This is a genomic window from Solemya velesiana gill symbiont, assembly GCF_002020805.1.
Classification (GTDB): Bacteria; Pseudomonadota; Gammaproteobacteria; order Chromatiales; family Chromatiaceae; genus Sedimenticola_A.
In genome coordinates this window covers 12822-34826 of the sequence record NZ_MPRJ01000009.1, presented here as the reverse complement: position 1 = coordinate 34826, position 22005 = coordinate 12822, and the positions used below count along the sequence as shown (strand labels likewise).

Here is a 22005-nt window from a genome sequence, read left to right as displayed (position 1 = left end):
CAAGCCTGGACTCCATTGAGCTTTACTGGCCGGGCATGCCTGGCGGCATCATCCCCTCCGGTGGCGGCGCAGGGGAGTTGAGGTGCATCAGCATCCGCCATCCGTCATCTACCTTGTGGAAGATGTTGGTTGCGTAGATCGGGGGTTGGCGCTCCCCCATGGCGGGGACCAGTACCGATTCCTCCACCACGTGAATGGCGATCTCTCCAAAGTTGCTCCACTGAAGATGGTTCACGGTGATATCGACCCGCATGCTGGGGTTGAGCATCGCTTGCCACATTCCGCGTATGGCCTGTTTGCCGTGTTGCATCGGTTGCATCGGCAGCAGGCAGACAGTCTGGGACGCATCGGACCAGACCGACATCATCTTCTCCAGGTCACTCTCGTCGATGGCGTCGTAGTAGGCGTCTTCAGCGTCTTCGGGGGTTTCGTATGCTGTCATTATTCTCTCGATTTTTAATTTTCTGCCACCCAGTTGCCGTCCACGTGCCTACAGGCGGTGCCGTGTATGGTTTCACGCCTGCCGTCGATGATTGCTTCGGTCGTGTAGTCGCGGCAAGGCCCTGTTGAGCTGTCGTAGGTGCGGGTGGGGGTGACTTCGTAGTAGTTGCCGGTGTCTGGATTTCTCCAGCTCGTGGTTTCGTGTGACGGCGAGGATTCCATGGCCTCATTGGCGCGGTAGCGGTCATCCTCATCCATGCTCTGGCCGATGGAACCGCCGGCGATACCCCCGATGATAGCACCGGTGTCGCGATTGTTGGTGGTTTAGCAACCCGTGGTGAAGGCCATGCTGAGGGTAAGCAGGCCGGCGATAAGTATTCTCTTGGCCATCGGCAACTCCTGGCAAATCCATTTAACTGAATATTGTGTCAGCTGCACGGTGGATTGTGAACTACAATCGGCCAGCAGTTCGGCATGTTGCCTGGGATTTAGACCTGTTCTCAGCACTGCTTCCAGGGCAGGCCGTGAAACCGCCAGCCATTCATGGAACTGCGGTGATGATCATCGTCGAGATCCCCTTCGAATCCTTCATCGACATGGAATACGCGGTTGAAATCAGCATCCAGAAGGGCTTTTCCGGCTTCCAGGGAGCGCTTGCCTGAGCGGCAGATAAGTATGACTGGTGCGCAACCTTCGTCCACCGTGCAGACGGCGCCACCCAGCAGCAGTTTCCTGATGTCGGTTACGAAATGGGGGTTGACTGTCCAGTCCGGTTCGTCGATCCAGGGTACGTGCACCGACCCCTTGGCATGACCGACGAAGAGGTATTCCATGCTTGAACGGATGTCCACGAGCACGGCTCGAGGGTCGTCCTGTATCAGTTGCCAAGCCTGCTTGGGTGACAACCCAACGGGTTCCTGGTCTGTCATGTCTGTACTCCTCGCCTTTTGGCGGTAATCACCGGCGGAGTTGTTTTTATATCCGTTATTTTTTGCTTCGCCCGGTATAATGTAGTTCTTGAAAATTATATAAACAGTTTTTATGAGAGACAAGTTAATTATTTATACCCTGGAGCTGCTTGCCAAGCTGCCGCTCTCGGTTGCCCAGATGATTGGCGGCTTGATGGGGTGGGTCAGTTATCTTTTCTCCAATGAGCAGAAGAAAGCGGCACAAATAAATATCGCCCTCTGCCTGCCTGAACTCACCGATGGTGAGCGACGGCTGTTGCTGCGCCAGAGCCTGGTGGAAAATGCCAGGACACTGGTGGAGATGCCCGCCATGTGGAGTGGCGACCCTGCGCGCTGGATCGAGAAGATTGAGCTGGCCGAGGGTTCACAGGCCATTTTGGATGAAGCGCTGGCTCAACAGAAGGGGTTGATCGTCGCCGGGCCGCACTTGGGCAACTGGGAGCTTGGGCCGCATTACCTGTCCACTTTCATCCAGAATACAGCACTCTATAAGCCACCCAAATTGCATGCCGTGGAGAGTATGATGACCCAGGGACGCAGCAGTTCCGGGTCTGAACTGGTCCCGACCACCACCAAGGGGGTAAAGGCACTCTACTCGGCGCTCTCACGCCATGAAGCGATCCTGGTGTTCTGTGACCAGGAGCCCTCCGTGACGGGTAAGCAGGGTGGTGTCGAGGCGCCATTTTTCGGCAACTTGGCTTCCACCATGGTGCTGATCAACCGGCTTGCCAGGAAGAGCGGGGCGCCCGTCTTGTTCTGGTTTGCAGAACGGCTGCCCTGGGGGCGCGGGTTCCGTATGCACTGGCTCCCCGCGCCGGAAGGTATGGTTGATGATGATCCCCTGGTTGCAGCGACGGCGTTGAACAAAGGGTTGGAACAGTGCATTTGTCGTAATCTTTCACAATACCTGTGGAGCTATAAGCGCTTTCGTACCCAGCATGGCCGTCCTTCCAGGCTCTATGCCCGCTCTTCCAGGTGAGTGTATCGGGCAGGTGATCTCCTTTGTGGTAGTCTGATATTAAAAAAAGCTAAAGTCTTTTCTATAAAGTGTCGTTAAGGACTGTAGGGATACGTCTGGATACAAACGGATGATAAAAACAATCAGGCACACCATGCTTCAGGCTTTTGTGCTGGCAGTATGTATGTTGCTCGGCTCTTCCGCCGTTGCCGCCCCCCAGGAAATTGATAGTCCGGATGTGCGGGTGCTTATCGATGTCTCGGGGAGCATGAAGAAAAACGACCCACGCAACCTGCGACGGCCGGCGCTCAGGCTGTTGGTGGGCTTGCTGCCGGAGGACTCGAGGGCCGGTGTGTGGACCTTCGGTCAGTACGTCAATATGCAGGTTCCACTTGGCAAAGTGGATACGGCGTGGAAGGCCAGGGCGCGCAAGGGCGCCTCGGAGATACACTCCCGGGGGCTGTTCACCAATGTTGAAGAGGCGCTGAAGCGTTCCACTGCCGACTGGAAGGGGGCAAGCGAGAAATACCAGCGCCACCTCATTCTGCTTACCGACGGCATGATGGACATCTCCAAGGACGCCAAAAAGAACACCGAATCCCGCAATCGCGTGTTGCAGAAGCTACTGCCGGTCATCAGTGGGCATGATGCCAAGATTCACACCATCGCCCTCTCCGAAAATGCAGACCATGAGCTGATGCGCGCCATGGCCGCCGAGAGTGGTGGCTGGTACGAGCAGGTGGACGATGCGGAGCAGCTCCAGCGCATCTTCCTGCGCATGTTCGAAAAGGTAGGTTGTCCCGACACCCTGCCGCTGAAGGAGAACCAGTTCCTGGTTGACGACAGCGTGGAGGAGGTGACGTTGCTGGTGTTCCGGGATGAAGATGCCAACCCCACCACCATTGTCGACCCCGAGGGGGCGTCGTTCAATTCGGAAAGTGCCCCGAATACGGTCAATTGGCACCGGGACGAGGGGTACGATCTACTGACCATTACCAAACCCAAGATAGGCACCTGGAAGATCCAGGCTGCTGTAGATCCCGACAACCGGGTTATGGTGGTCACCAACCTGAAGATGAATACCACCGATCTGCCCAACCGACTGGTGCAGGGTGAGACAGTGCCCATGGAGATCCAATTCACCGACAAGGGCAAGACGATCACTGAAGGTGAGTTCCTGAGCGTGCTGGATCTCAAGGGAGAGCATATTGATGCAGAAGGGGTAGGCGAGCCCCGCCCCGTATTTGATGACGGCAAGGATGCGGACGAGACGGCCGTGGATGGCATCTTCACTCTCTCTGTGGGTGAAGGCATGGCGTCGGGGAAGGTCGAGGTGATCGTGACGGCCGAGGGCAAGACCTTTCAGCGCGAACGCAGGCAGTTTGTTGAGTTGACCGCCCCGCTCTCCCTGGAAAGCACGGACCAGGAACAGGTAGGCAAGCCCGGGGTGTTGGTAAAGGTCATCCCCATGGCCGAGGTCATGGATATGGAGTCGGTCAGCGTGAGCGGTATGCTGATCTCCGCAGAGGGACAGGAGCGGCCCGTTATGCTGCTGCCCGGTATGGATGGCGTGAGCCTGGAGACCTGGGTGGACCGGACCAGCCTTGAGGGAAATTGGTCGCTGAAGGTGAACTTCTCGGGTATGACGCAATCAGGCAACGCACTGGAACTGGCCCTGCGGCCGGTTGAGATCGAGGGTGTGGCACCGCCTCCACCACCTGAACCGGAACCTGAACCCGAGCCAGCGCCTGAACCGGAGCCGGAAGAGCCCGTTGAGGAAGGGATGGATGTCTGGGCGCTGACAGGCTGGGTGTTCGGCAGCGTCAACCTGGTGTTGATCATCGGCGGTGGAATTGCCTTTTGGCTGATGCGCAGGGCGAAAGCCCGGAACCAGGTGAAGCTGGTGGATGATAAAACCGCCGAGATCGCGGCAGCCGAGACCTCGGTTGAAGAGAGTGAAGAGCCGGCGGAGAAGGCAGAGGAATGAGTCGATGATTGAAGTGCATCCGCTGCTGTTACTGTTTATGGGCGAACTGTTGTTCGTGACCACCGTCGGCATGGTGGTAATGGTGGTTTTGAGCATACTGAAGAAGCGCCGGGATCGTGATGCCGCGCGCAAGCTCATTGAACGAATAAAGAGTGACGAGGAGCGCCGCAAGGGTGAGACCCGTGAGATTCTGAATGAGAAGTACGGAATAACGGATGAGCCGTTGGAGTCGTCAACGGTGATGATCGACCATGCCGAGAAGTTTCTCTACCAGACCATAATCAATGCCTACCTGAACCGGGATGCCGACGCCTTTGAGAACTTCGCGGTGGACTTTGAGAGTTCGGTCGCCCCTTACCGGGACCTGGCCATTCCCGAGGCTGGCGTAACCGTAGTGCACAAAGAGTCCCAGACGGCGCGGGTGCAGGAAATCGAAGTAGACGAGAGTGACGAACTGAAGGTGTTGCGCGAGGAGAATGCACGTCTCTCGGAAGAGTTGAGAATCACCATGGATACCATGAGCCGTATGCTCAACGAGTACGCCTCGATGTATGGCGGTGGTACGGGAGCCGACCTCGACAAGGAGAAGATGCTCAAGATGTTCCAGGCTGAGGCGGCCCAGCAGGAAGCCGCTCGGTCTGCAGCGGGTATGGAGGAAGCGTCCGTTGAGCCCGAAGCCGTCGAGGTGGCAATCGCTGAAGAGGAGATAGCGCCTCCAAGCGAGGCAGTTTCCGAACCGGAACTGGATCTCCTGGTAGAGGATGAAGAGATCAAGGAAGTGGGTGAGCTGGATGAAGTCGATTGGGATGAGGTGGAACAGGACATACTCGAGAGCCAGGGCGAAGAGGTTGCCGAGATAGAGGTAACCACAGAAGATGCGGCTGTTCAGGAAGAAGAGCCTGCTCCTGCTGTTGAGACGCCCGCAGTGGAACCGCCTGTGGAGGAAGAGGTTGCGGCGTCAGAGGCGCCTGTTTCAGATGAGGTTGATGAGCCGGAGGGCCTCGAGTTGGGCGAAGATCTCGAACAATCGGAAGAGGATGAGGTAATCGATCTGGACGAAGATGAAGTGATCGACCTGGACGAGGAGGAAAAGCAGGAAAAGTAATACTCACTCCCGTTCTTTCAGGCAAGAAAAAACCGCGCTCCCGGATAGGAGCGCGGTTTTTTTCAGGGCTGCAGCTGTTAGCCGATCTTGGCTTCAGCAGAGTCGGTGTTGCCCTGGTTGTCCACCCAGCTCAGCTTCATCATGTCGCCTTTCTTGGCGCCAGAGAACTTGAAGGAGAGATAGGGGTTCTTGGACACGCCGCCGCTGAACAGTGCGGACATCACGTTTTTACCATTGGCCTCGCAGTTCACTTCCTGGATGAAGTGTGCGGGGATGGGTTTGCCGGTTTTCTTGTCCTTCTGACCGCCGATCTGCATGGGGTGGGTCATAAGTGACTTCACGGTCACCACGCCACCTTTTTCCTTAGCGCGGATCTTGATGGATTTCTTAGCCATGTCTGTTACCTCGAATTCTGTTGTCTTTGGTGTATGTCAGCTGAGGCGCCAGGCCTTAGCCACCGCAGCCACCGATGGTGACCTTGACTTCTTTACGGTTGCTCTGCAGCTTGCCGCCTGATTTGACGACAGCGATGACATCACCGGTCTTACCCATTTTGATTCGGGTGGAGACAAAACCCATTGCGCCTTCGCCCATGTTGAAGCTGGCGACCAGGGGTGCGGGATTGTTGGCTGCGATGATGGAGATGGACTCCACACCTGCCATGTCGGTGGATACGGTTACGGTGATCGGTACTACCGCACCGTTTTCCGCGATATCGGGTGCCTTGATCTTGATGTCGCCGCTCTCTGTGGTATCACCGGTACCGTAGAGTGCGGACAATGCGTCTGCAACCTTTTTGGCTTCGAAGGCCTCTTTAGGCCAGGCGGCGAGTACTGCTTTAGGAGTTAGCAGGCCGGCACCGACTGCCACGCCCAGCGCACCGGCTGCGACGGAACCTTTTACAAAGATTCGGCGTTTCATGTTCATTTCCATCTTGTCTCTCCTATTACGAGGAAATCGAATTTAAAAAACCATTATTTAAGAGTGATTAATTGCCAGGAAGTTCCACGGGAGATCCTGGCGTCTCTTAAAAATGCAAGGCGGTAACCGAGACGGGAGCGGATGTTTTGCTGGCGGATTTGCCGGACATCCGGTTGCGTAACTTCTACTGCCTCCTTCAGTTAGGGATCCAGCCTGTTGCGGCATTGCTTTTATCGCCTGTCCCAGGAGGTTGCCCTTCTGGAATCGGTGCCGTCTTGTTGCTGACGCTAATGCGTTTTTAAACCCTAATAACCCTTAAGCATACCTGAACCGATGATATTGGCAAAGTGTAAAACGAGTACGATGATTGTGGTTTTTAGCCTCCCGAAGCACTATTTCCCGCGCTTTTTGAGATCGGCCAGTTCCTGGCGGATCAGTTTCAATCGCGCTGCCATTTTTGCACTGCGGTAGTAATCCAGTTTCCTGTCACTCAGGGCCAGTTGAAGTTGCTGCATCGCCGGTTCGAGATTGCCGGAATGGTAGTGGTATTCGGCGAGGTACTGGCGCCCCAGTGTTGTATCGCCACTGTCCCCGGCTGCCTGGGCGAGAAGCTTGTAGAGGGAGCTGTCGTCAGGATGGCCAGCCACCTGCTTTTCCAGGACCGGAATCGCTTCGGCAGGTCGACCTGCTTCCAGCAGTGATTGCGCAAGGTAGATGGTCAGGGGGTAGTTGCCGGGATACAGGGTCAGCCCGTCTATCAATGCAGCTATGCCCTGGTCAGGCTGGCCGGTTTTCTTGAGCAGCAGGGCGTCGGCAACAATGTAGTGAATCTGCTGGGGCCGCTGTTTCAGCAGTATGTTGAGCTGCTCACGGGCTCGGTCCATCTCCCTGGCAGCTATCAGTGACAGCATGTAACCGTAGCGCTGGCCCTCTTCGTTTCGGTAGCGTCCATCCCGCAGCGAGCTTCCGAAGAACTGAACGGCATTTTTATCCTGGGTGAATTCGCTTGCTTTCAACTGCGCGCGCAGCAGGTGATATTCAAGGCTGTCCGGGCGCTGCCTGTAGCGGTATTGGTCGGCCCTGCCGTGGGCATCGGCAATGCGATTGCTGGTGACTGGATGAGTGCGCAGAAACTCCGGCAATTGCCCCGTGTCATATAGCCGCGTTGCCTGCCCCATACGGTCGAAGAACACAGGCATCGAGCGGGGGTCGAAATCCGCCGCAGCCAGGATCTGTATCCCGATATTGTCGGCTTCCTCTTCGTGGTTGCGGGTAAAGTTGATCTGGCGTTGTACCATGCCGGCCTGGATTCCGGTTGCTGCTGCGACAGCTGCATCCGGATTGTTGGCGGCTGCACCAATCACGATGGCAGCCAGGATCATGGCTGCGGCAGGCACGCTCATACGGCTGACCGCGTCATAGGTTCGTACCAGGTGATTCTGGCTTACATGGGCGATTTCGTGCGCCATCACCGAAGCGAGTTCACTTTCCGATTCGGTGGTGGTGATCAGCCCGGTATAGACCCCGATATTGCCTGCCGGGCCGGCAAAGGCATTGACCTGGGGATTGTCGACAATGAAGAAGTTGTAACTGCCTGCTGTAGAGCCGGTCTGCTGCGCAAGCCGATTGCCCAGGGATTGGATATAGCTGTTTGCCAGGGGGTCATCCAGCAGATCCATGGTCTTGCGGATGCTGCGCATGAAAGCCTGCCCCAGTTTCTGCTCTTCGGAAGGGGTCAGAACACTGCCGGAGGGGGCGCCGATTTCAGGCAGGGTCTGCTCGTGGGCATGTGTCGGGGACAGGATGCTGGCGTAGAAAAAAAGTGTACAGATCAGGGCAACCAGCCGTCGGTGTGAACCTCTTCTTAATGTATTGTGGTTGTGCATCGTGGTTAAGAAGACCCGGTGGTTACGGTTTAGTTCCGTCTAAGGGTCTGTTAACAGGCCCTAGTTAAGCTGGATGCGCTGTCCCCAGGGAACCTCCTGTTTGCCCTTGACCAGCCAGATCACCGGATAGCCAGGGGGAGTCTCGGGGAACTCACCCTCCGCATCGGTGAAATATACCAGGGACTCGGGACGGAATCCTGCACTGTCCACCCATTCAAAGACCGGCTTGAAGCTGGTGCCGCCACCGCCCTTGAATGATTCAGGCAGGGTGAACTCTTCCCAGGGTTCGAATACCCAGGGGCCGTTTTCTGAGAGTGCCGCATCGCAGGCCAGCAGGGTGACCCTTGCACGGACCTGCCCCTTGAGGGCGTTGATCTCTGCCAGGAACTCGCTGAACTCCTGCTCCTTGATCGAACCGCTGGTATCCAGTGCCACCACGATATCCACCTGGTGGCTGCGAAGGCTGGGCAATATGAACTCGCCTTCGCGTCTGGATGGGCGCATGTAGCTGTAGTCGTCTCGGGCGGAGGGTGTGAGATAGTGGGCCAGCAGCATGCGCCAGGGCAGTTGTGGCTGCAGCAGGTGGTCGATCATGCGCGCCAGGGAACCGCCCATTTTTCCCGCCTGCATCGCCTGCTGTGCGGCACCGGCCATGCGCTGCTGCCACGGGAAAGAGAGGGTTTCCTGTTCGTCGGGAGTCAGGGGCTCCGGCTCGCCTGCACCGTTCTCACCTTCGCTGGGCTGCTTCTGGGCAGTTTCTGCGGGCTCGTCCTGGGGTTTGCACGGGGGAGGCGGGGACTTGCTGAGGTCCTTCTCCGTCTTGCCGGAGCCGCTGCCCTCCTGGTTATCCTTGTCGTAGGCGTGGGTGTCGAGGGTCTCCTTGGTCTCGTCGTCCTCGAGCCAGGGATAGATCTCCTCGGCTGTCATGCCGCGGTAGGCCTCCATGATCAGGGCGCCCGGCGGCGCCTTCAGGCCCTCGTCCACCAGCAGGGGATTGACGGCGTAGTCGCAGGCTAGGTCTCAGAGGTGTTTTTTTTTACGGTGCTGGCGTCGTGCGAAGTGGGACAGGGCGCAGTGCAGGGCGTCGTGGGCCAGCATGAACTGGGTCTCGTCGAGGCTCAGGGCTTCGATAAACTCGGCGTTGTAGTAGAACTTGCGGGCATCGGTGGCCGTGGTTTTGCACCACTCGGGGTCCGCCGCTTCCATCGGCAGGCGCAGTACCAGGGCGCCCAGAAAGGGCTTGTCCAGGATCAGCTTGGTGCGGGCCGCTGCCAGCTTGTTTTCTACTTTAGATCCATGCCTACTCGAGCAGCATCACGTCGGAGATCGCCTGGGCCCAGTTGCTGAACTGGGGTACTTCAAATACCGCGTTGCCGATGGCCCGGTGCATGTCGGAGACAAGCATCACGCCCATCTCACGGTGGGGGAAGAAGCCGGCGTAGTCGAGGATATTGCCCAGGATCTCGTTGCGGTTGGCGTCGCCCTCGGAGCGCACGGCGCGGCCCACCAGGGCGGCGGCCACGGCATACTGCAGGTCGATCTCTTCGGGGACCGCGGTCTCTTCACCGGCGACGATGGCGTCCAGGTCGGGCATCTGGTCGAGGCTGTTGACGAAGGCGTGCAGCTCGATACCGGCTGCCGGTCCCACGCAGGCCTGCAGGGTGCCCTGGAGCAGCTGGGGTGCCCGGTGAACTTATGCAGTCCACGGTGGGGAACTCCCATGAGCGGGGGGAGGGAAAGGCCACTGGGTTGTGGGCGGGATCAAAATCGAACAACAGTTCAGGACGGAAGCGCAGGAAACCGATGATGCGTTCATCGATAAAACATAAGGTTAGAAAACATTGACTACGAAAGCATACAGCTATATTCGGTTTTCAAGACCCGAACAAGTGAAGGGAAATTCACTTTCACGACAACTTGAAAAATCAAAAGCGTATTGTACTTCAAATAACCTAATGCGTCTGTGTCTTCCTGAAACAACAAGTTGACCATAAGGCGGATAACTTCACGCGGGGTAAAATGTTCACCAGCTGTTTCATTGCTTTGTTCTGAAAAGCGGCGGATAAGTTCTTCAAAGATGTAACCCATTTGAAGATTGTTAACTTTATCAGGGTGTAGATCAGCCTGTGCGAAACGACTGACGACCATATACAGCAGGTTGTCCTTATCCAGCCTTGTGACCTGCTCAGGCAAATTGAAACGTTCTATAAATATTTCGCGGGCATCATCACTAAAACCATTGATCAGGTTATTCAGATTAGCTGCAATATTGTCAGGGTCATCCAACAACTTTTCAAAGGTAAAGGGGCTGGTATTGTGGAAGTTTTGGCCTGCTGCCATGTTCAGCATAGTTTCATGCATCTCGTGATCCACGTTTTCAGGCAGCTTATTAAGTTGTTCCAGTACACAATCCAAGCGACGAAGGACTGTAAAGGGAAGCACTACCCTACCGTATTCCGATTGCTTGAAGTTTCCACGCAGAATTTCTGCGATAGACCAGATAAAGCTGACGTGCTCACCAAAATTGGTCATCCAATTCCCTATTTGTCGTTATATTTTAATAATTTAGGAAATCATAACTTAAAACAAAAATGTTAGTCAGAAAATCGTAAAGCAAGATAATATGGTTTAATATATCACACCTTTACGGGGGTGTAGTGGCCCTCGGCGGTACTGGTGAACTCACGGTCGAGGACCGTCATTAACTGTGCTGGGCGCATTAAACAAACTACCTTGGAACTTGGAATAATTGTTTTGCTGTTTACATGAAGAGGTTACGGGTGATCCGCTTCAGCTGTTTGTAGGTCTCGGGGCCGTCCTTGTCCATCACCTGGTCGATCACCCAGCGGTTCTCCTGGCTCTCGCCCATCACCTGCTGGATCTCGAAGCCCAGGTGGCGCATGAAGGGATAGCTCGGGCCCTCGTCGGTGAAGCCGAGTTCGGCATACTCTCCGGCCCGCTGGTTGAAACGCTGAATGAAGTCTGAGCGCGGGTCTTCGCTGGTCAGGAGCTCCGTTGCATTGTCCGCCATGTGGTCAGCCATCTTCAGCACCAGGGCGGTGATCAGGGTCTGCCGTTCTTCGTCGTTGAGCATGTCGCTGGCGATACGGTCCACGATCTGGGCCTGGTAGATGAGGTATTCCGCGATTACGTCCATGCGTTGCTGGTCACTGTCGTAGATGAAATGTTCACCATGGAGGGTGATGGCTTTGTCCACGGCCAGCTTCCAGCCGTTGAAAGCGATGGCGCCGCCGATCTCCTCCAGGGAGCGCGCCGAGTCATCGTTGTGCCATTGGCTTTTGATACGTACCGCCACGAAATAGTCTCCTAATTACTGCTTAACCTGCTTGAAGCGGGGTTTTGCTAATCTTACAGTCATGCTACCGTTAATACCATACTGTTTTACTAGGAAAAATGATGGGATTGAACGGTTATAATTCTTTCATGACGAGTATGAGAGAGCACAACCTGGCCCCCCTGATGAGCGGTGTGCAGCACAACTGCCACATCTCCGATTCCCGTCATGGCACCGAGTACGGCCTCTGCACCTACCTGATGCGGATGCGGGAGTATTTCCGCTGGGAGAAGGGCTTCGGCTTTTCCGCCTCTTTGGACAAGGACGAGGTATCCCAGTGGCTTGAGGAGCGTGAAGCCCTGTGGGAAGGACTGGAGGATGAGGATTTTCGTCCCCTGGACTTTGCAGGAGATCGCTTCGATCCTTTCGATCAACGCTCTCCTTGTCGACCAGGGGCTGGTCTACAGTGGTGGCTTTGGTCACTCCGGAAGGCCGCATTTTTTCCTGGCGGAGCTTGAGCATCATGAGCAACTGGACGGCTTCTCGGTGTTGATATCCGGCCGGGAGCTGGCCCGGGATCTCGCATCGCCTCCAGCTATGAGCGTCGGCAAGACCATGTTCATCCGCCGTGAGTCCCTGCGGCGCATGCTCTGGGAGAAATTGGAGAGCTGGCGCTGGAGCCGACCCGACAGCGCCCTTGGCCGGGCCTTCTCCTGCTACGACTTCGAAAACGATACGGACCGCGCACTGGATGCCATGACAGATCATGAGATCGAGTTGGCGATACTTCACGAAAAGGGTGAGTGCGAGGCGGGCAAACTGCTGGATGACAAGTTGCAGGAGATGCTGGCGGACTTCGACTATACCCCGGCGCAACTCATCGCCCGTGCTGTCCGGGACCACCTGGCGGACTGCATCTCGACGCTGCCAGCACTGGAGAGCCTCGGTCGGCCCTCATCAGTCCATTTCTACATGGGCAACCTGGGAGGAATGCGCAAGGAGATCTTTCCGGGATTGAAAGCAGCCTACAAGGCATGGGACGAGACGGGTGATTTTTCTCCTGTCCGATACCTGGCAGAGAGAGGGAGAACACACTGGGCGGAACTGGCTGAGCAGATCCTGGCACTGCATGCCGGGCAGGGCAAAGGTGCAGCGTCAGCGGTAGCCAAGCTTGCCGCCGAAAACCAGCTGTAGGGGGGCGTTCTATTCGAAGGTCGTCCGGGACGGATCGCCGTTGTTATCGATTACCACCCGCTGGGTTCCTTCACGCCGGTTCAGGATATAGCCTGCGCTTAGCATGGCCAGTCCTTCATTGTGGCTCTCCAGGGCGCTGAGGAGCCTGTTGGCAGCTGCCTGGCAGCGTTGAAGCGCATTCGGTTCGGCCACCCACTCCTGGCCCAGCTGTATTCCTTCGTCCATACCGGCATCCAATCGCGCAAAGGACGCTTCCGAAGAAGCGATATAATCGTCGGGGACATTGAGATTCATCGAGTAGTCATCGATGATGATGTTCAGTTCCATTGCAGCTGCCTTGGGTAGAAAACGGTTTGATGTTGTCACAGTAGGTGAATTCTACCGTATTTTTACGAGAAGCAATGCCACTGAATAAGTGGAAATTGAGATAACGTATGACCGATCAAAAAATAATTTTGTCCATCGTCGAGATGGGCGGGTATCCCGATTTTGCCCCGCTTTTCCGCAGCCTGGGCTACCAGCCGGGGAAGTTGCATGCCATCCGAAAGGCCCAGTCATGGCTCAAGAAGAACAAGCCGGCTGTGGTGGTGAGCGAGTTTCATTTCGATCCCGAACTGCGGGACCGCATGAGTAATCTGGAGTCACTGATGGCCACCTTGCAGCGCTATGCACCGGATGCCAAGGTGATCGTCTTTATCGACAAGAATCACCGAGACAGGCTGGAGAAGGTGCAGGCCCGTTATAATGTGTTTGGTGCGCTGGGCTATCCCATTGACGAGGAGAGTCTGAAGGCGTTGTTGCAGAAGGCGGCTGAATAGCTGTTCATCAGGGCCTGTTAACAGGCCCTAGATTCATTTGGAGTGGTATTTATCATGATGTTGGAAATCCCCGGCCTGCTGAACGAGGCCCAGCTCAAGAAGATCGACGAGATCCTGTTCGATGCGGAATTCGTCGACGGCAAGCTCACCGCGGGCATGGCCGCGCAGCGGGTTAAGAACAACGAAGAGCTGAAAAAGGAACCCCAAAAGCAGGATCTGCTGGTGCGCATCCTGATGGCCAGCCTCTCCCACAACGAAGACTTCAAGGCGGCGGCCCTGCCCGCAAAAATGGCCGACCCTATCTTCGCCCGTTACCAACCCGGCATGACTTACGGTGATCACGTGGACGATCCCATCATGGGCAGCGGCCAGAAGTTTCGCACCGACGTTTCCATGACCGTCTTCCTTCGTGATCCTGAAGCATACGAGGGGGGTGAGTTGGTGGTGCGTACCTCCTTCGGTACCAAGAAGGTGAAGATGCCTGCAGGCGGAGCGGTGGTCTATCCCTCGTCCAGCCTTCACTATGTTGCGCCTGTCACGTCAGGTGAACGCCTGGTGGCCCTGTTCTGGATGCAGAGCCATGTACGCGATCCTGCAAAACGCGAACTGCTGTTCGAACTCAACAAGGCGCGAAACACCCTGCTGAAGGAGCGGCCCGAAGAGGAGGCCTCTGAACTGGTGGACAAGTCATTCGCCAACCTGATGCGCATGTGGGCAGACGTCTGAAGCATGAGCGCAGATAAAAGCTGCATTGCCTCAAACCGGTCCAGCGGGCTTCTGATTCCCTGGTCGTCCCGGCTGAATACATGGTGCAGGTCATTACTGTCGAAACGCCAGTGTGCCCAAGCAGCTATTTGACTGTTCGGATATACGGACCCGATTGCAGTAAATGGGTCGTCAATTGAGAGTCCAGTCTGTACTATATGCGAACATTTTTGGCTTTAATTGGACCTGTTTCAATTAAATAGAATATTTTTGGCGCCCTCATAAATGCGTCTTATCATGATGAGGAAAAACAGATGGAAGACGGAATCATCGTCATCTCTGAACTGAAAACCGGTGATAAATTCACCCTGGACATGGACATTCGAGAGGTCATTCTGACCAAGTTGGATGAACCTAAAAAGTTCACCATGGAAGATTGGTTTGAAAATGAGGTCGAGATCTACATCATGGAAGATCAGATTGAAGAGGATGAGCCCCTTCACTACGCCTTCGAGCCCATGACCCTGGAAGAGGGTATGAGCCGCAACAAGGGCAAGTTCGGCAAGGATCTCGTGATGCACGACTTTATTGGTCGCGTGGTCGAAGGCATCGAGATGGAAGAAGAGGAAGAGGGCGAGGGTTAAATCCCCGGCTCTTGTATCGTCCCCTGTTTGGGAGCGTCATCACTGCAGGGATCCTGTGGCGGATCAATGGCGGACTAAGTCCTGATTTAAGCGATTGGCGTTGACACCACCTATGACTTCTCCCGCATGAAGGCAGACAAATGATCTATTTGGCGAGATCGGAGCGCAGTCCTTGCTGCGTCAGTTAAAGCCTGAATTAGACGGCTTGATGTTCTAGAACGCCGCAAGCCGAGGCCTGGTCGCTGCCTCTCGTTTTTCATGCTCATTGTGGCTCCTGGCCTGAAGGTTCACCGCTTCCATCCAGCGGGAAAAGACCAGGGACTTCTTCACTGTTGATACGTGGGATTTAAAGCGTACCTGCCGCAGTTCAAGTTCCCCTCTGTGCCGGTTTGTATGGGGCAGGGCGAGGGTTACAGTCTTGCTGCTGCGGTCGATATGCTTGCGAAGTACTGCATAGATGCTGCTGGGGTCCCGGCGCCGGTCGTTCTTGTTGACTACTGCCGGACTCTCGAAGACGAGGCTGTGGTGATAGGGGGCGGGGGTGACGATTCTGATGACGTCTCCCAGGGATTCGATGTCGTCAATCACCAGTGCACTGAAACGGCTGCGGGTGCTGACGAATTTTCCTTCCGTGTTTTCCTGGTAAAGGACCAGTCTTTGGTAACCAATGGGTTCCTCGTAGCCCTCAAGCACAACCAGTTGTGCCGGTGTGCGGTGTTCGTCTTCACCAAAACGGGTCATGGTTATTTCCCCTAATTATCTGAATAGGGAGAAATTCCATCTTCTACATGTTGGCCATTCCAGTCGCGTATGTGCAATTCTTGCTGTTCGTGATTTACCACATCAAGTATGGACTATTTAGTTTTAATCGTCGATATGTGTATGAAATGTAACAAAAAAGGGGCCGAGCCCCTTTTTTTGTGCTTTTTTGAGCGGGTGCTTAGTAGCCGCCCTTACGCTTGGTCTCGGGCAGACCGGCAACCTTACTGGCCTGCTTGGCGGGTCCCATGGGGAAGTGCACGTAGAGTGCCTTGGTGTCGACCTTGTCCAGGTCGGTCCACACACCCTTGAAGTGCTTGACCATGTTGCGCTCGTTGGGCTGGTTGCCGCCGTTGTTGAAGTACTCGTCGCGCAGGAAGTTGATGATATCCCAGGCCTTGTCAGACAGGGTGATACCTTCGGCTTCAGCGATGGCCGCTGCGACATCTTCACTCCAGTCTTCCTGGTTTACCAGGTAGCCGTTGGCGGTGGTTTCAAGGGTGTTATCGTTTACTTCATAGGACATTGTTTTCTCCTTCTCGAACTTAATGCAGCAGGGTCTTCATGCACCGCCTGATTTTGTTGGCTTGGGCGGCAGCCCTGATAATCAAAGTTAGCAAAACCTAATATATTAAAGCGAGCCCAGATAATTTCAAACCTGGATTTTTATAACCCGTGATTAAAAACTCTTCTGGGGAATGAAAAGTCCACAGCCCATCTCCCGGTGGGGGCCGAGCCCTTCCTCCTGCAGGTAGACGGCATCCTCGTAAGAGAGGTTGGCTACCATCAGGCTGCGGGTCTGGATCGGCCCGTCAGGATGTTTCAGCTCAAAGCCCTTGCCACAGAGTATCTTCTTGAATTTCAGGCGCATGCCCTTGAGTTCTTCTACCGCCCAGGCCATGAAGTCGTCTTCGCTCCAGTTGGGATCGCAGACTATGTAGCGGGAGTAGAGAATATCGGTCATGGCAAGGGGGCGTTGCTTGGGATTGCCCACCTTCATACTGTGGCCGTCGATACTCAGGGTCTTGCCGCACAGATCGTGGGCGTCCTGGGTGCGGTGTCGGGGCAGGCGCAGCACCAACGGGGTGCGCCTTGAAAGGTAGAGCAGGTCGTCTGCGTCGGTGGGGCGCTCCCAGCCGTTGCCGGTGTCGGCGACGTGGACGATGTGCAGCCCGGTCTGGGCCTCTTCGCTGAACCAGGGAAGCTCCGCACCGATCGCTTCGGAAAGCGCCCAGGCGTGGTCCACGGGGAGGGTGGGGCAGTCGATTCTGAATGCCAGATCAACCACATCTTCCGGCACAACAAACTGTTCTTCGTTGCTCTCTTCCTGCCAGTACATCTTGGTTGCCTCTATGTAGCCTAGGCCTCTTCGGGAATTTTCCCGCGAAGCTCATCACGATCATACCACCACTCGCCGTTGCTGATGACATCCAGCACCTTGGCCAGTCGTGGCAGGAACTTTTCGGGTTCCTTGAGTTCGAGCTGCTCCATCCAGAAATCGAAAATCTCCTGCTCTTCCACCTGGCTGTGCTTGCGGGCCACCTGGCCGAGCAGCTGTATGGTGAAGAATTGGAGGTCTTCCCGCTGTTTTTCCTCTGCGCGCAGATCCACCAGGTAGCAGGCGGTGGCCGCTGCCACGGCTGCACCGTCGGAGCGGTCGACGCTCTCGTCCACAAGGTGCTGAAGCATCGCGACGCTCAGTTCCGGATCGATGGGGAAGGTGACGCCGAGCCAGACACCCTGGGCCAGGGCCTTCAGGGTGTCTGGCTGTTCCGACTGGAACATGATGTCGCAGGCTTCAACAGCGCGCAGCCACTGTTCGGCTTGAATGGCCTGGTCGAACGACTCTCGGGCGATCTTCCAGGCATCCTCGAAGGCGTTGATCTCGAGCAGGCCGTAGCCGCGGTCAAGGGTGAGCTGCAGCCGCTCGTCCACCGGGGCGTCGGCAGGCAGGGCATCGATCTGTTCCTGCAGTTCCTGAAGATGCAGTTTTACGGCCTGTTCGGAAGGTATGGCATCATTGGAGCACTCGTTGCCTTCCAGCAGGGCTTCGGTCTGTAGGTACTTCACTTCTCTATTCCTGAATTAGGTAAAAGCTGCTTCAAGCCGATCTTCCCAGTCTTCGGGTGTATCGCTAAACTGGGGTTTTACGTCGATACGGAAAAACATCTCTGTTTTCCGGTGTTCCTTGATATGTTCGACCAATGACTCGAAAGAGTCGATGTCAGGCGCCTGAATGAGCACCTCGCTGAGCAGCAGCATCTGTCTCTACCTCGTTAAATTCACACCCTTTTATATATAGCCGGGGAATAACCGAGTATTCCACTAGGCTTTTGTGTATTGAACCTCAAATTTTCAGGGTAATGCAAGTCGAAATCGCAGTTTTTGATATTGCAATGCACCATCGGTTTAGGTGGGAATTTTCAGAAAATATCGAAAGGAGGTGTTTTATCTATATGATTTATAAGAAGTAATAAAATTAGAAAAGTTCAAATTTCATATGTTAGCGTATTATTATATATCCCTTTGTGGATATGCTCAAATATACCCCTACCCCCCCATTAGCGGGATATTGCCGTGCATAAGTAGCTCCTAAAATGCCCGGCATGTTGAAAAAGGCTGTCTGTTTCAGACTGTCCTCAAGAAAGGTTTGCGAATCCAGGGTTTCAGACGTTCCAAGAGCCCCAAGGCCAGCAAGACGTCGGGAACCCATGAATTAGACCAATGGGAGAATAACTGATGGCAAAACCGATGCATGATACCCCCATGCTTGACCAGTTGGAGAGCGGTCCTTGGCCCAGCTTTGTAACCGGTCTCAAGCGCCTGGCCAACGACAACGACATGATGGTCGACCTGATGGGGCAGCTGGAGACCTCCTACGAAACCCGTAAGGGCTACTGGAAAGGTGGTACCGTCGGTGTTATCGGTTACGGTGGTGGTGTAATCCCCCGCTTCACCGAACTGAAGGACGAGAACGACAAGGCACTCTACCCTGAAGCGGCTGAGTTCCACACCCTGCGTATCATGCCTCCTCCAGGCATGCACTACGATACCAACACCATCCGCAAGTTCTGCGACATCTGGGAAGAGCACGGTTCCGGCCTGATCGCTTTCCACGGCCAGTCCGGCGACATCATGTTCCAGGGCTGCACCACCGATAAAGTCCAGCCTGCATTCGACGAGCTTAACGAGATGGGCTTTGACATGGGTGGCGCCGGTCCTGCTGTTCGTACCGGTATGTCCTGTGTTGGTGCTGCACGCTGCGAGCAGTCCTGCTTCGACGAAGGCCGCACCATGCGCACCCTGGTTAACAACGCTCTGGATGATCTGCACCGTCCGGCCCTGCCTTATAAGATGAAATATAAGGTTTCCGGTTGCCCCAACGACTGCATGAACTCCATCCAGCGTGCTGACTTCGCTACCATCGGTACCTGGCGCGACGACATGAAGGTCGACCAGGTCGAGGTCAAGAACTACGTTGAGACCCGTGGTCGCAAGTACATCATCGACAACGTAATCACCCGTTGCCCCACCCAGGCCCTGTCTCTGAACGACGACGACACCCTGGATGTAGACAACAAGAACTGCGTACGCTGCATGCACTGCATCAACGTCATGACCAAGGCCCTGTCCCCCGGTGATGACAAGGGTGTATCCATCCTGATCGGTGGTAAGCGTACCCTGAAGATCGGTGACCTCATGGGTACCGTGATCGTTCCTTTCCACAAGCTGGAAACCGACGAAGATTTCGAGTGGCTGGAAGAGCTGGCTACCGAGGTTCTGGACTTCTTCGCCGAGAACGCACTGGAGCACGAGCGCACCGGTGAGATGATCGAGCGTATCGGTCTGACCAACTTCCTGGAAGGTATCGGCATCGAAATCGATCCCAACATGATCGAACGTCCTCGTATGAACCCCTACGTTCGTACCGACGACTGGGACGAAGAAGCTGCCAAGTGGAACGAGCGCCAGGCTGCTCAGTAATCCATTAAATCGACTGCCTGCCGGCCACGTGTCGGCAGGCATGCGCGAAACACGCGCATAGCGAAATACAGAATTAAAGCGAATTGGAGGCAACAATGGCTGAAGCACCTCGCATGCCCGATGAAACAGGTGTACCGGAGATGGATGCGTACCTGCACCCGGTACTGAAGAAGAACTACGGCGACTGGAAATGGCACGACCGTCCCCGTCCCGGCGTTCTGCACCACGTTGCAAACAGTGGTGACGAAATCTGGACCGTCCGCGCTGGTACCCAGCGTCAGATGGACGTCTACACCATCCGTAAGCTGATGGATATCGCTGACGAATTTGCCGAAGGCTACGTTCGTTTCACTATCCGTTCCAACATTGAGTACATGGTCTCCGAGGAGTCCAAGGTTCAGCCCCTGATCGACAAGCTGAACGCCGAAGGTTTCCCCATCGGTGGTACCGGTAACTCCGTATCCATGATCTCTCACACCCAGGGTTGGCTGCACTGCGACATCCCCGGTACCGACGCTTCCGGTGCCGTTAAGGCCCTGATGGATGAACTGTACGACGAGTTCACCAAGGAAGAGATGCCTAACCGCGTACGTATCACCACCTCCTGCTGCCAGATCAACTGCGGTGGCCAGGGTGATATCGCTATCAACATCCAGCACACCAAGCCGCCGAAGATCGACCACGATCAGGTTGCAAACGTTTGTGAGCGTCCTTCCGTTGTTGCTCGCTGCCCGGTTGCTGCTATCCGCCCCGCGGTTGTTAACGGCAAGCCTTCCCTGGAAGTGGACGAGAAGAAGTGCATCTGCTGTGGTGCCTGCTTCCCTCCCTGCCCTCCCATGCAGATCAACGATCCCGAGCACTCCAAGTTCGCGATCTGGGTTGGTGGTAAGAACTCCAACGCCCGCTCCAAGCCGACCTTCCACAAGCTGGTCGCTGCTGGCGTTCCCAACAACCCCCCGCGTTGGCCTGAAGTTTCCGATGTCGTCAAGAAGATCCTGGCTGCTTACAAAGAAGATGCCAAGGACTGGGAGCGTATCGGCGAGTGGGCAGAGCGTATCGGTTGGCCCCGCTTCTTCGAGAAGACCGGTCTTCCGTTCACCAAGTACCACATCGATAACTGGCGTGGCGGTCGTGCGAACCTGAACGCTTCTGCGCACATCCGCTTCTAATTGGTTGATCAATAGAAAGGACAGTCAATGAAGTTTTCTATTCAGATTAATGAAGGCCCGTATCAGCACCAAGCGTCTGATTCGGCCTACATGTTCGCCAAGGCGGCGCTGGAGAAGGGCCACGAGATCTTTCGTGTCTTCTTCTACCACGACGGCGTCGGCAACAGCACCCGCTTGACCACTCCTCCCCAGGACGATCGCAACATCGTGAATCGTTGGGCAGAGCTGGGAGAGCAGCACAACCTGGATATGGTTGTGTGTGTTGCTGCAGCACAGCGTCGCGGCATCGTCGACGACGGCGAAGCTGAGCGTAACGGTAAAGACGCTACCAACATCGATCCGCGCTTCCGCATCTCTGGCCTGGGCCAGCTGATCGAAGCGGCTGTACAGTCGGATCGCCTGGTTGTGTTTGGCGATTGAGCATAGAGGTTGAATCATGTCTGAATCTATAAAAAAGCTCATGTACCTCAACCGCCGTGCTCCCTACGGAACCATTTATGCGTGGGAGTCTCTGGAAGTGGTACTGATTGGTGCTGCTTTCGAGCAGGATGTATCCCTGGCATTCGTTGACGACGGTGTTTATCAGATCGTCAAAGGTCAGGATACGGCTGAAGTCGGTATGAAGAACTTCTCTCCGACCTACTTCGCGCTGGGCGGCTACGAGGTTACCAAGCTCTACGTTGAGAAAGAGTCTCTGGAAGAGCGTGGCCTGACCATCGATGACCTGATGCCCCTGACCTGGGAAGACGAAGACGACGATTGGGCCGAAAAGGACTCCATCCGTCTCGTCAGCCGCGAAGAGCTGGCCGAGGTTATGGCAGGTCAAGACGTCGTCTTCAGTTTCTAAGCTGGAGTGTTGTCATGAGTGAATTGCATACTGTAAACAAATCGCCTTACGAAAAGAGCTCTTTCGACAGCTGTGTTGGTTATGCCGTAGCAGGCAGCGCCATCCTGCTGATGGAAGACGGTGTATACGCCGCCATGCAGGGCGGTGCCACCGAAGCAAAGGTGAAGTCCGCCCAAGGCGTTAAGTTCTACGCACTGGGTCCCGATATGAAAGCCCGTGGACTCTCAGAGGATCGGGTGATCGAAGGTGTTGAGATCGTGGATTACGCGAAGTTTGTTGATCTTGCCGAAGAGCACAGCAAAGTCGTTTCCTGGGTCTGACCCA

25 protein-coding genes and 3 pseudogenes are annotated in these 22005 nt (G+C 55.4%); 12 read left to right on the top strand and 16 right to left on the bottom strand.

The features are described from left to right. Positions 1 to 22: 22 nt before the first annotated feature. The 3 genes from BOW53_RS02295 to BOW53_RS02285 all read right to left on the bottom strand — a co-directional run bounded on the left by BOW53_RS02295 (position 23) and on the right by BOW53_RS02285 (position 1370). Positions 23 to 442: a YybH family protein gene (locus tag BOW53_RS02295; protein ID WP_078485908.1), complete on the bottom strand. Its 420-nt coding sequence runs from the start codon at positions 440 to 442 to the stop codon at positions 23 to 25. Between the two features lie 14 nt (positions 443 to 456). Further along, positions 457 to 699: an RT0821/Lpp0805 family surface protein gene (locus BOW53_RS02290; protein ID WP_078485907.1), complete on the bottom strand. Its 243-nt coding sequence runs from the start codon at positions 697 to 699 to the stop codon at positions 457 to 459. 242 nt (positions 700 to 941) lie between these two features. Continuing rightward, positions 942 to 1370: a rhodanese-like domain-containing protein gene (locus tag BOW53_RS02285; RefSeq protein WP_078485906.1), complete on the bottom strand. Its 429-nt coding sequence runs from the start codon at positions 1368 to 1370 to the stop codon at positions 942 to 944. A gap of 112 nt (positions 1371 to 1482) precedes the next feature. On the opposite strand from BOW53_RS02285, the gene BOW53_RS02280 reads away from it, so the two are divergent. The 3 genes from BOW53_RS02280 to BOW53_RS02270 all read left to right on the top strand — a co-directional run bounded on the left by BOW53_RS02280 (position 1483) and on the right by BOW53_RS02270 (position 5459). After that, positions 1483 to 2388 carry a lysophospholipid acyltransferase family protein gene (locus BOW53_RS02280; RefSeq protein WP_078485905.1) on the top strand — a complete coding sequence of 302 codons (906 nt, stop codon included), beginning with the start codon at positions 1483 to 1485 and terminating at the stop codon, positions 2386 to 2388. Positions 2389 to 2497: 109 nt separating this feature from the next. Then, positions 2498 to 4354: a VWA domain-containing protein gene (locus BOW53_RS02275; protein ID WP_078485904.1), complete on the top strand. Its 1857-nt coding sequence runs from the start codon at positions 2498 to 2500 to the stop codon at positions 4352 to 4354. 4 nt (positions 4355 to 4358) lie between these two features. Beyond that, positions 4359 to 5459: a prolipoprotein diacylglyceryl transferase gene (locus BOW53_RS02270; protein WP_078485903.1), complete on the top strand. Its 1101-nt coding sequence runs from the start codon at positions 4359 to 4361 to the stop codon at positions 5457 to 5459. A gap of 77 nt (positions 5460 to 5536) precedes the next feature. Here the strand turns inward: BOW53_RS02270 and soxZ are convergent, their stop codons facing one another. The 7 genes and pseudogenes from soxZ to BOW53_RS02235 all read right to left on the bottom strand — a co-directional run bounded on the left by soxZ (position 5537) and on the right by BOW53_RS02235 (position 11582). Next, entirely contained in the window at positions 5537 to 5854 is a 318-nt protein-coding gene (soxZ, locus tag BOW53_RS02265) for a thiosulfate oxidation carrier complex protein SoxZ (protein ID WP_078485902.1), read from the bottom strand. Between the two features lie 55 nt (positions 5855 to 5909). After that, complete coding sequence (gene soxY, locus BOW53_RS02260) at positions 5910 to 6386, bottom strand: thiosulfate oxidation carrier protein SoxY (protein ID WP_172838734.1); 477 nt, start codon at positions 6384 to 6386, stop codon at positions 5910 to 5912. A 386-nt stretch (positions 6387 to 6772) separates the two neighbouring features. Then, positions 6773 to 8266 carry a M48 family metalloprotease gene (locus BOW53_RS02255; RefSeq protein ID WP_078485900.1) on the bottom strand — a complete coding sequence of 498 codons (1494 nt, stop codon included), beginning with the start codon at positions 8264 to 8266 and terminating at the stop codon, positions 6773 to 6775. Between the two features lie 60 nt (positions 8267 to 8326). Further along, positions 8327 to 9541, bottom strand: a pseudogene (locus BOW53_RS02250) (vWA domain-containing protein). A 25-nt stretch (positions 9542 to 9566) separates the two neighbouring features. Beyond that, a pseudogene (locus BOW53_RS02245) lies at positions 9567 to 10086 on the bottom strand (ATPase); the annotation flags it as partial. A gap of 25 nt (positions 10087 to 10111) precedes the next feature. After that, complete coding sequence (locus BOW53_RS02240; protein WP_342748392.1) at positions 10112 to 10798, bottom strand: type I restriction-modification system subunit M N-terminal domain-containing protein; 687 nt, start codon at positions 10796 to 10798, stop codon at positions 10112 to 10114. A gap of 229 nt (positions 10799 to 11027) precedes the next feature. Next, positions 11028 to 11582, bottom strand: a complete 555-nt coding sequence (locus BOW53_RS02235; protein WP_078485899.1) for a hypothetical protein — start codon at positions 11580 to 11582, stop codon at positions 11028 to 11030. A 98-nt stretch (positions 11583 to 11680) separates the two neighbouring features. On the opposite strand from BOW53_RS02235, the pseudogene BOW53_RS02230 reads away from it, so the two are divergent. Next, positions 11681 to 12755, top strand: a pseudogene (locus BOW53_RS02230) (Sfum_1244 family protein). Positions 12756 to 12764: 9 nt separating this feature from the next. Here the strand turns inward: BOW53_RS02230 and BOW53_RS02225 are convergent. After that, positions 12765 to 13121, bottom strand: coding sequence for a hypothetical protein (locus tag BOW53_RS02225; protein ID WP_135606964.1), 357 nt, complete (start codon positions 13119 to 13121; stop codon positions 12765 to 12767). A 68-nt stretch (positions 13122 to 13189) separates the two neighbouring features. On the opposite strand from BOW53_RS02225, the gene BOW53_RS02220 reads away from it, so the two are divergent. From BOW53_RS02220 to BOW53_RS02210, 3 genes are all read left to right on the top strand, one after another. After that, positions 13190 to 13573 carry a hypothetical protein gene (locus tag BOW53_RS02220; RefSeq protein ID WP_078485897.1) on the top strand — a complete coding sequence of 128 codons (384 nt, stop codon included), beginning with the start codon at positions 13190 to 13192 and terminating at the stop codon, positions 13571 to 13573. Between the two features lie 54 nt (positions 13574 to 13627). Continuing rightward, entirely contained in the window at positions 13628 to 14299 is a 672-nt protein-coding gene (locus BOW53_RS02215; RefSeq protein ID WP_078485896.1) for a Fe2+-dependent dioxygenase, read from the top strand. Between the two features lie 293 nt (positions 14300 to 14592). Further along, positions 14593 to 14922 (top strand): hypothetical protein, encoded by a 330-nt coding sequence (locus tag BOW53_RS02210; RefSeq protein WP_078485895.1) that lies wholly within the window; start codon positions 14593 to 14595, stop codon positions 14920 to 14922. A 213-nt stretch (positions 14923 to 15135) separates the two neighbouring features. Here BOW53_RS02210 and BOW53_RS02205 read toward each other — a convergent pair whose 3' ends face one another. The 5 genes from BOW53_RS02205 to BOW53_RS02185 all read right to left on the bottom strand — a co-directional run bounded on the left by BOW53_RS02205 (position 15136) and on the right by BOW53_RS02185 (position 17943). Beyond that, positions 15136 to 15663 (bottom strand): hypothetical protein, encoded by a 528-nt coding sequence (locus BOW53_RS02205; protein ID WP_078485894.1) that lies wholly within the window; start codon positions 15661 to 15663, stop codon positions 15136 to 15138. A 199-nt stretch (positions 15664 to 15862) separates the two neighbouring features. Next, on the bottom strand, positions 15863 to 16207 hold the full coding sequence (locus BOW53_RS02200; RefSeq protein WP_078485893.1) for a TusE/DsrC/DsvC family sulfur relay protein: 345 nt from the start codon (positions 16205 to 16207) through the stop codon (positions 15863 to 15865). Positions 16208 to 16360: 153 nt separating this feature from the next. After that, entirely contained in the window at positions 16361 to 17020 is a 660-nt protein-coding gene (gene cas6 / locus BOW53_RS02195) for a type I-MYXAN CRISPR-associated protein Cas6/Cmx6 (protein WP_078485892.1), read from the bottom strand. A 20-nt stretch (positions 17021 to 17040) separates the two neighbouring features. Beyond that, positions 17041 to 17751, bottom strand: a complete 711-nt coding sequence (locus BOW53_RS02190) for a hypothetical protein (RefSeq protein ID WP_078485891.1) — start codon at positions 17749 to 17751, stop codon at positions 17041 to 17043. Positions 17752 to 17766: 15 nt separating this feature from the next. Beyond that, the gene (locus tag BOW53_RS02185; RefSeq protein ID WP_078485890.1) at positions 17767 to 17943 is read right to left on the bottom strand and encodes a sulfur relay protein DsrC; all 177 of its coding nucleotides are present in this window, start codon (positions 17941 to 17943) and stop codon (positions 17767 to 17769) included. Between the two features lie 477 nt (positions 17944 to 18420). Here BOW53_RS02185 and dsrA point away from each other — a divergent pair, with 477 nt between their 5' ends. From dsrA to tusB, 5 genes are all read left to right on the top strand, one after another. Continuing rightward, positions 18421 to 19665, top strand: a complete 1245-nt coding sequence (dsrA, locus tag BOW53_RS02180; RefSeq protein ID WP_078485889.1) for a dissimilatory-type sulfite reductase subunit alpha — start codon at positions 18421 to 18423, stop codon at positions 19663 to 19665. 95 nt (positions 19666 to 19760) lie between these two features. After that, positions 19761 to 20834 (top strand): dissimilatory-type sulfite reductase subunit beta, encoded by a 1074-nt coding sequence (gene dsrB / locus BOW53_RS02175; RefSeq protein WP_078485888.1) that lies wholly within the window; start codon positions 19761 to 19763, stop codon positions 20832 to 20834. Positions 20835 to 20861: 27 nt separating this feature from the next. Further along, the gene (gene tusD / locus BOW53_RS02170; RefSeq protein ID WP_078485887.1) at positions 20862 to 21254 is read left to right on the top strand and encodes a sulfurtransferase complex subunit TusD; all 393 of its coding nucleotides are present in this window, start codon (positions 20862 to 20864) and stop codon (positions 21252 to 21254) included. 16 nt (positions 21255 to 21270) lie between these two features. Next, positions 21271 to 21681, top strand: coding sequence for a sulfurtransferase complex subunit TusC (gene tusC / locus BOW53_RS02165; RefSeq protein ID WP_078485886.1), 411 nt, complete (start codon positions 21271 to 21273; stop codon positions 21679 to 21681). Positions 21682 to 21695: 14 nt separating this feature from the next. Continuing rightward, the gene (tusB, locus tag BOW53_RS02160; RefSeq protein WP_078485885.1) at positions 21696 to 22001 is read left to right on the top strand and encodes a sulfurtransferase complex subunit TusB; all 306 of its coding nucleotides are present in this window, start codon (positions 21696 to 21698) and stop codon (positions 21999 to 22001) included. Positions 22002 to 22005: the final 4 nt, after the last annotated feature.

Coding starts and splice junctions, on each gene's coding strand:
- BOW53_RS02295 (WP_078485908.1), bottom strand. CDS start 442: ATGACAGCATACGAAACCCCCGAAGACGCTGAAGACGCCTACTACGAC.
- BOW53_RS02290 (WP_078485907.1), bottom strand. CDS start 699: ATGGATGAGGATGACCGCTACCGCGCCAATGAGGCCATGGAATCCTCG.
- BOW53_RS02285 (WP_078485906.1), bottom strand. CDS start 1,370: ATGACAGACCAGGAACCCGTTGGGTTGTCACCCAAGCAGGCTTGGCAA.
- BOW53_RS02280 (WP_078485905.1), top strand. CDS start 1,483: ATGAGAGACAAGTTAATTATTTATACCCTGGAGCTGCTTGCCAAGCTG.
- BOW53_RS02275 (WP_078485904.1), top strand. CDS start 2,498: ATGATAAAAACAATCAGGCACACCATGCTTCAGGCTTTTGTGCTGGCA.
- BOW53_RS02270 (WP_078485903.1), top strand. CDS start 4,359: ATGATTGAAGTGCATCCGCTGCTGTTACTGTTTATGGGCGAACTGTTG.
- soxZ (WP_078485902.1), bottom strand. CDS start 5,854: ATGGCTAAGAAATCCATCAAGATCCGCGCTAAGGAAAAAGGTGGCGTG.
- soxY (WP_172838734.1), bottom strand. CDS start 6,386: ATGAACATGAAACGCCGAATCTTTGTAAAAGGTTCCGTCGCAGCCGGT.
- BOW53_RS02255 (WP_078485900.1), bottom strand. CDS start 8,266: ATGCACAACCACAATACATTAAGAAGAGGTTCACACCGACGGCTGGTT.
- BOW53_RS02240 (WP_342748392.1), bottom strand. CDS start 10,798: ATGACCAATTTTGGTGAGCACGTCAGCTTTATCTGGTCTATCGCAGAA.
- BOW53_RS02220 (WP_078485897.1), top strand. CDS start 13,190: ATGACCGATCAAAAAATAATTTTGTCCATCGTCGAGATGGGCGGGTAT.
- BOW53_RS02215 (WP_078485896.1), top strand. CDS start 13,628: ATGATGTTGGAAATCCCCGGCCTGCTGAACGAGGCCCAGCTCAAGAAG.
- BOW53_RS02210 (WP_078485895.1), top strand. CDS start 14,593: ATGGAAGACGGAATCATCGTCATCTCTGAACTGAAAACCGGTGATAAA.
- BOW53_RS02205 (WP_078485894.1), bottom strand. CDS start 15,663: ATGACCCGTTTTGGTGAAGACGAACACCGCACACCGGCACAACTGGTT.
- BOW53_RS02200 (WP_078485893.1), bottom strand. CDS start 16,207: ATGTCCTATGAAGTAAACGATAACACCCTTGAAACCACCGCCAACGGC.
- cas6 (WP_078485892.1), bottom strand. CDS start 17,020: ATGTACTGGCAGGAAGAGAGCAACGAAGAACAGTTTGTTGTGCCGGAA.
- BOW53_RS02185 (WP_078485890.1), bottom strand. CDS start 17,943: ATGCTGCTGCTCAGCGAGGTGCTCATTCAGGCGCCTGACATCGACTCT.
- dsrA (WP_078485889.1), top strand. CDS start 18,421: ATGGCAAAACCGATGCATGATACCCCCATGCTTGACCAGTTGGAGAGC.
- dsrB (WP_078485888.1), top strand. CDS start 19,761: ATGGCTGAAGCACCTCGCATGCCCGATGAAACAGGTGTACCGGAGATG.
- tusD (WP_078485887.1), top strand. CDS start 20,862: ATGAAGTTTTCTATTCAGATTAATGAAGGCCCGTATCAGCACCAAGCG.
- tusC (WP_078485886.1), top strand. CDS start 21,271: ATGTCTGAATCTATAAAAAAGCTCATGTACCTCAACCGCCGTGCTCCC.
- tusB (WP_078485885.1), top strand. CDS start 21,696: ATGAGTGAATTGCATACTGTAAACAAATCGCCTTACGAAAAGAGCTCT.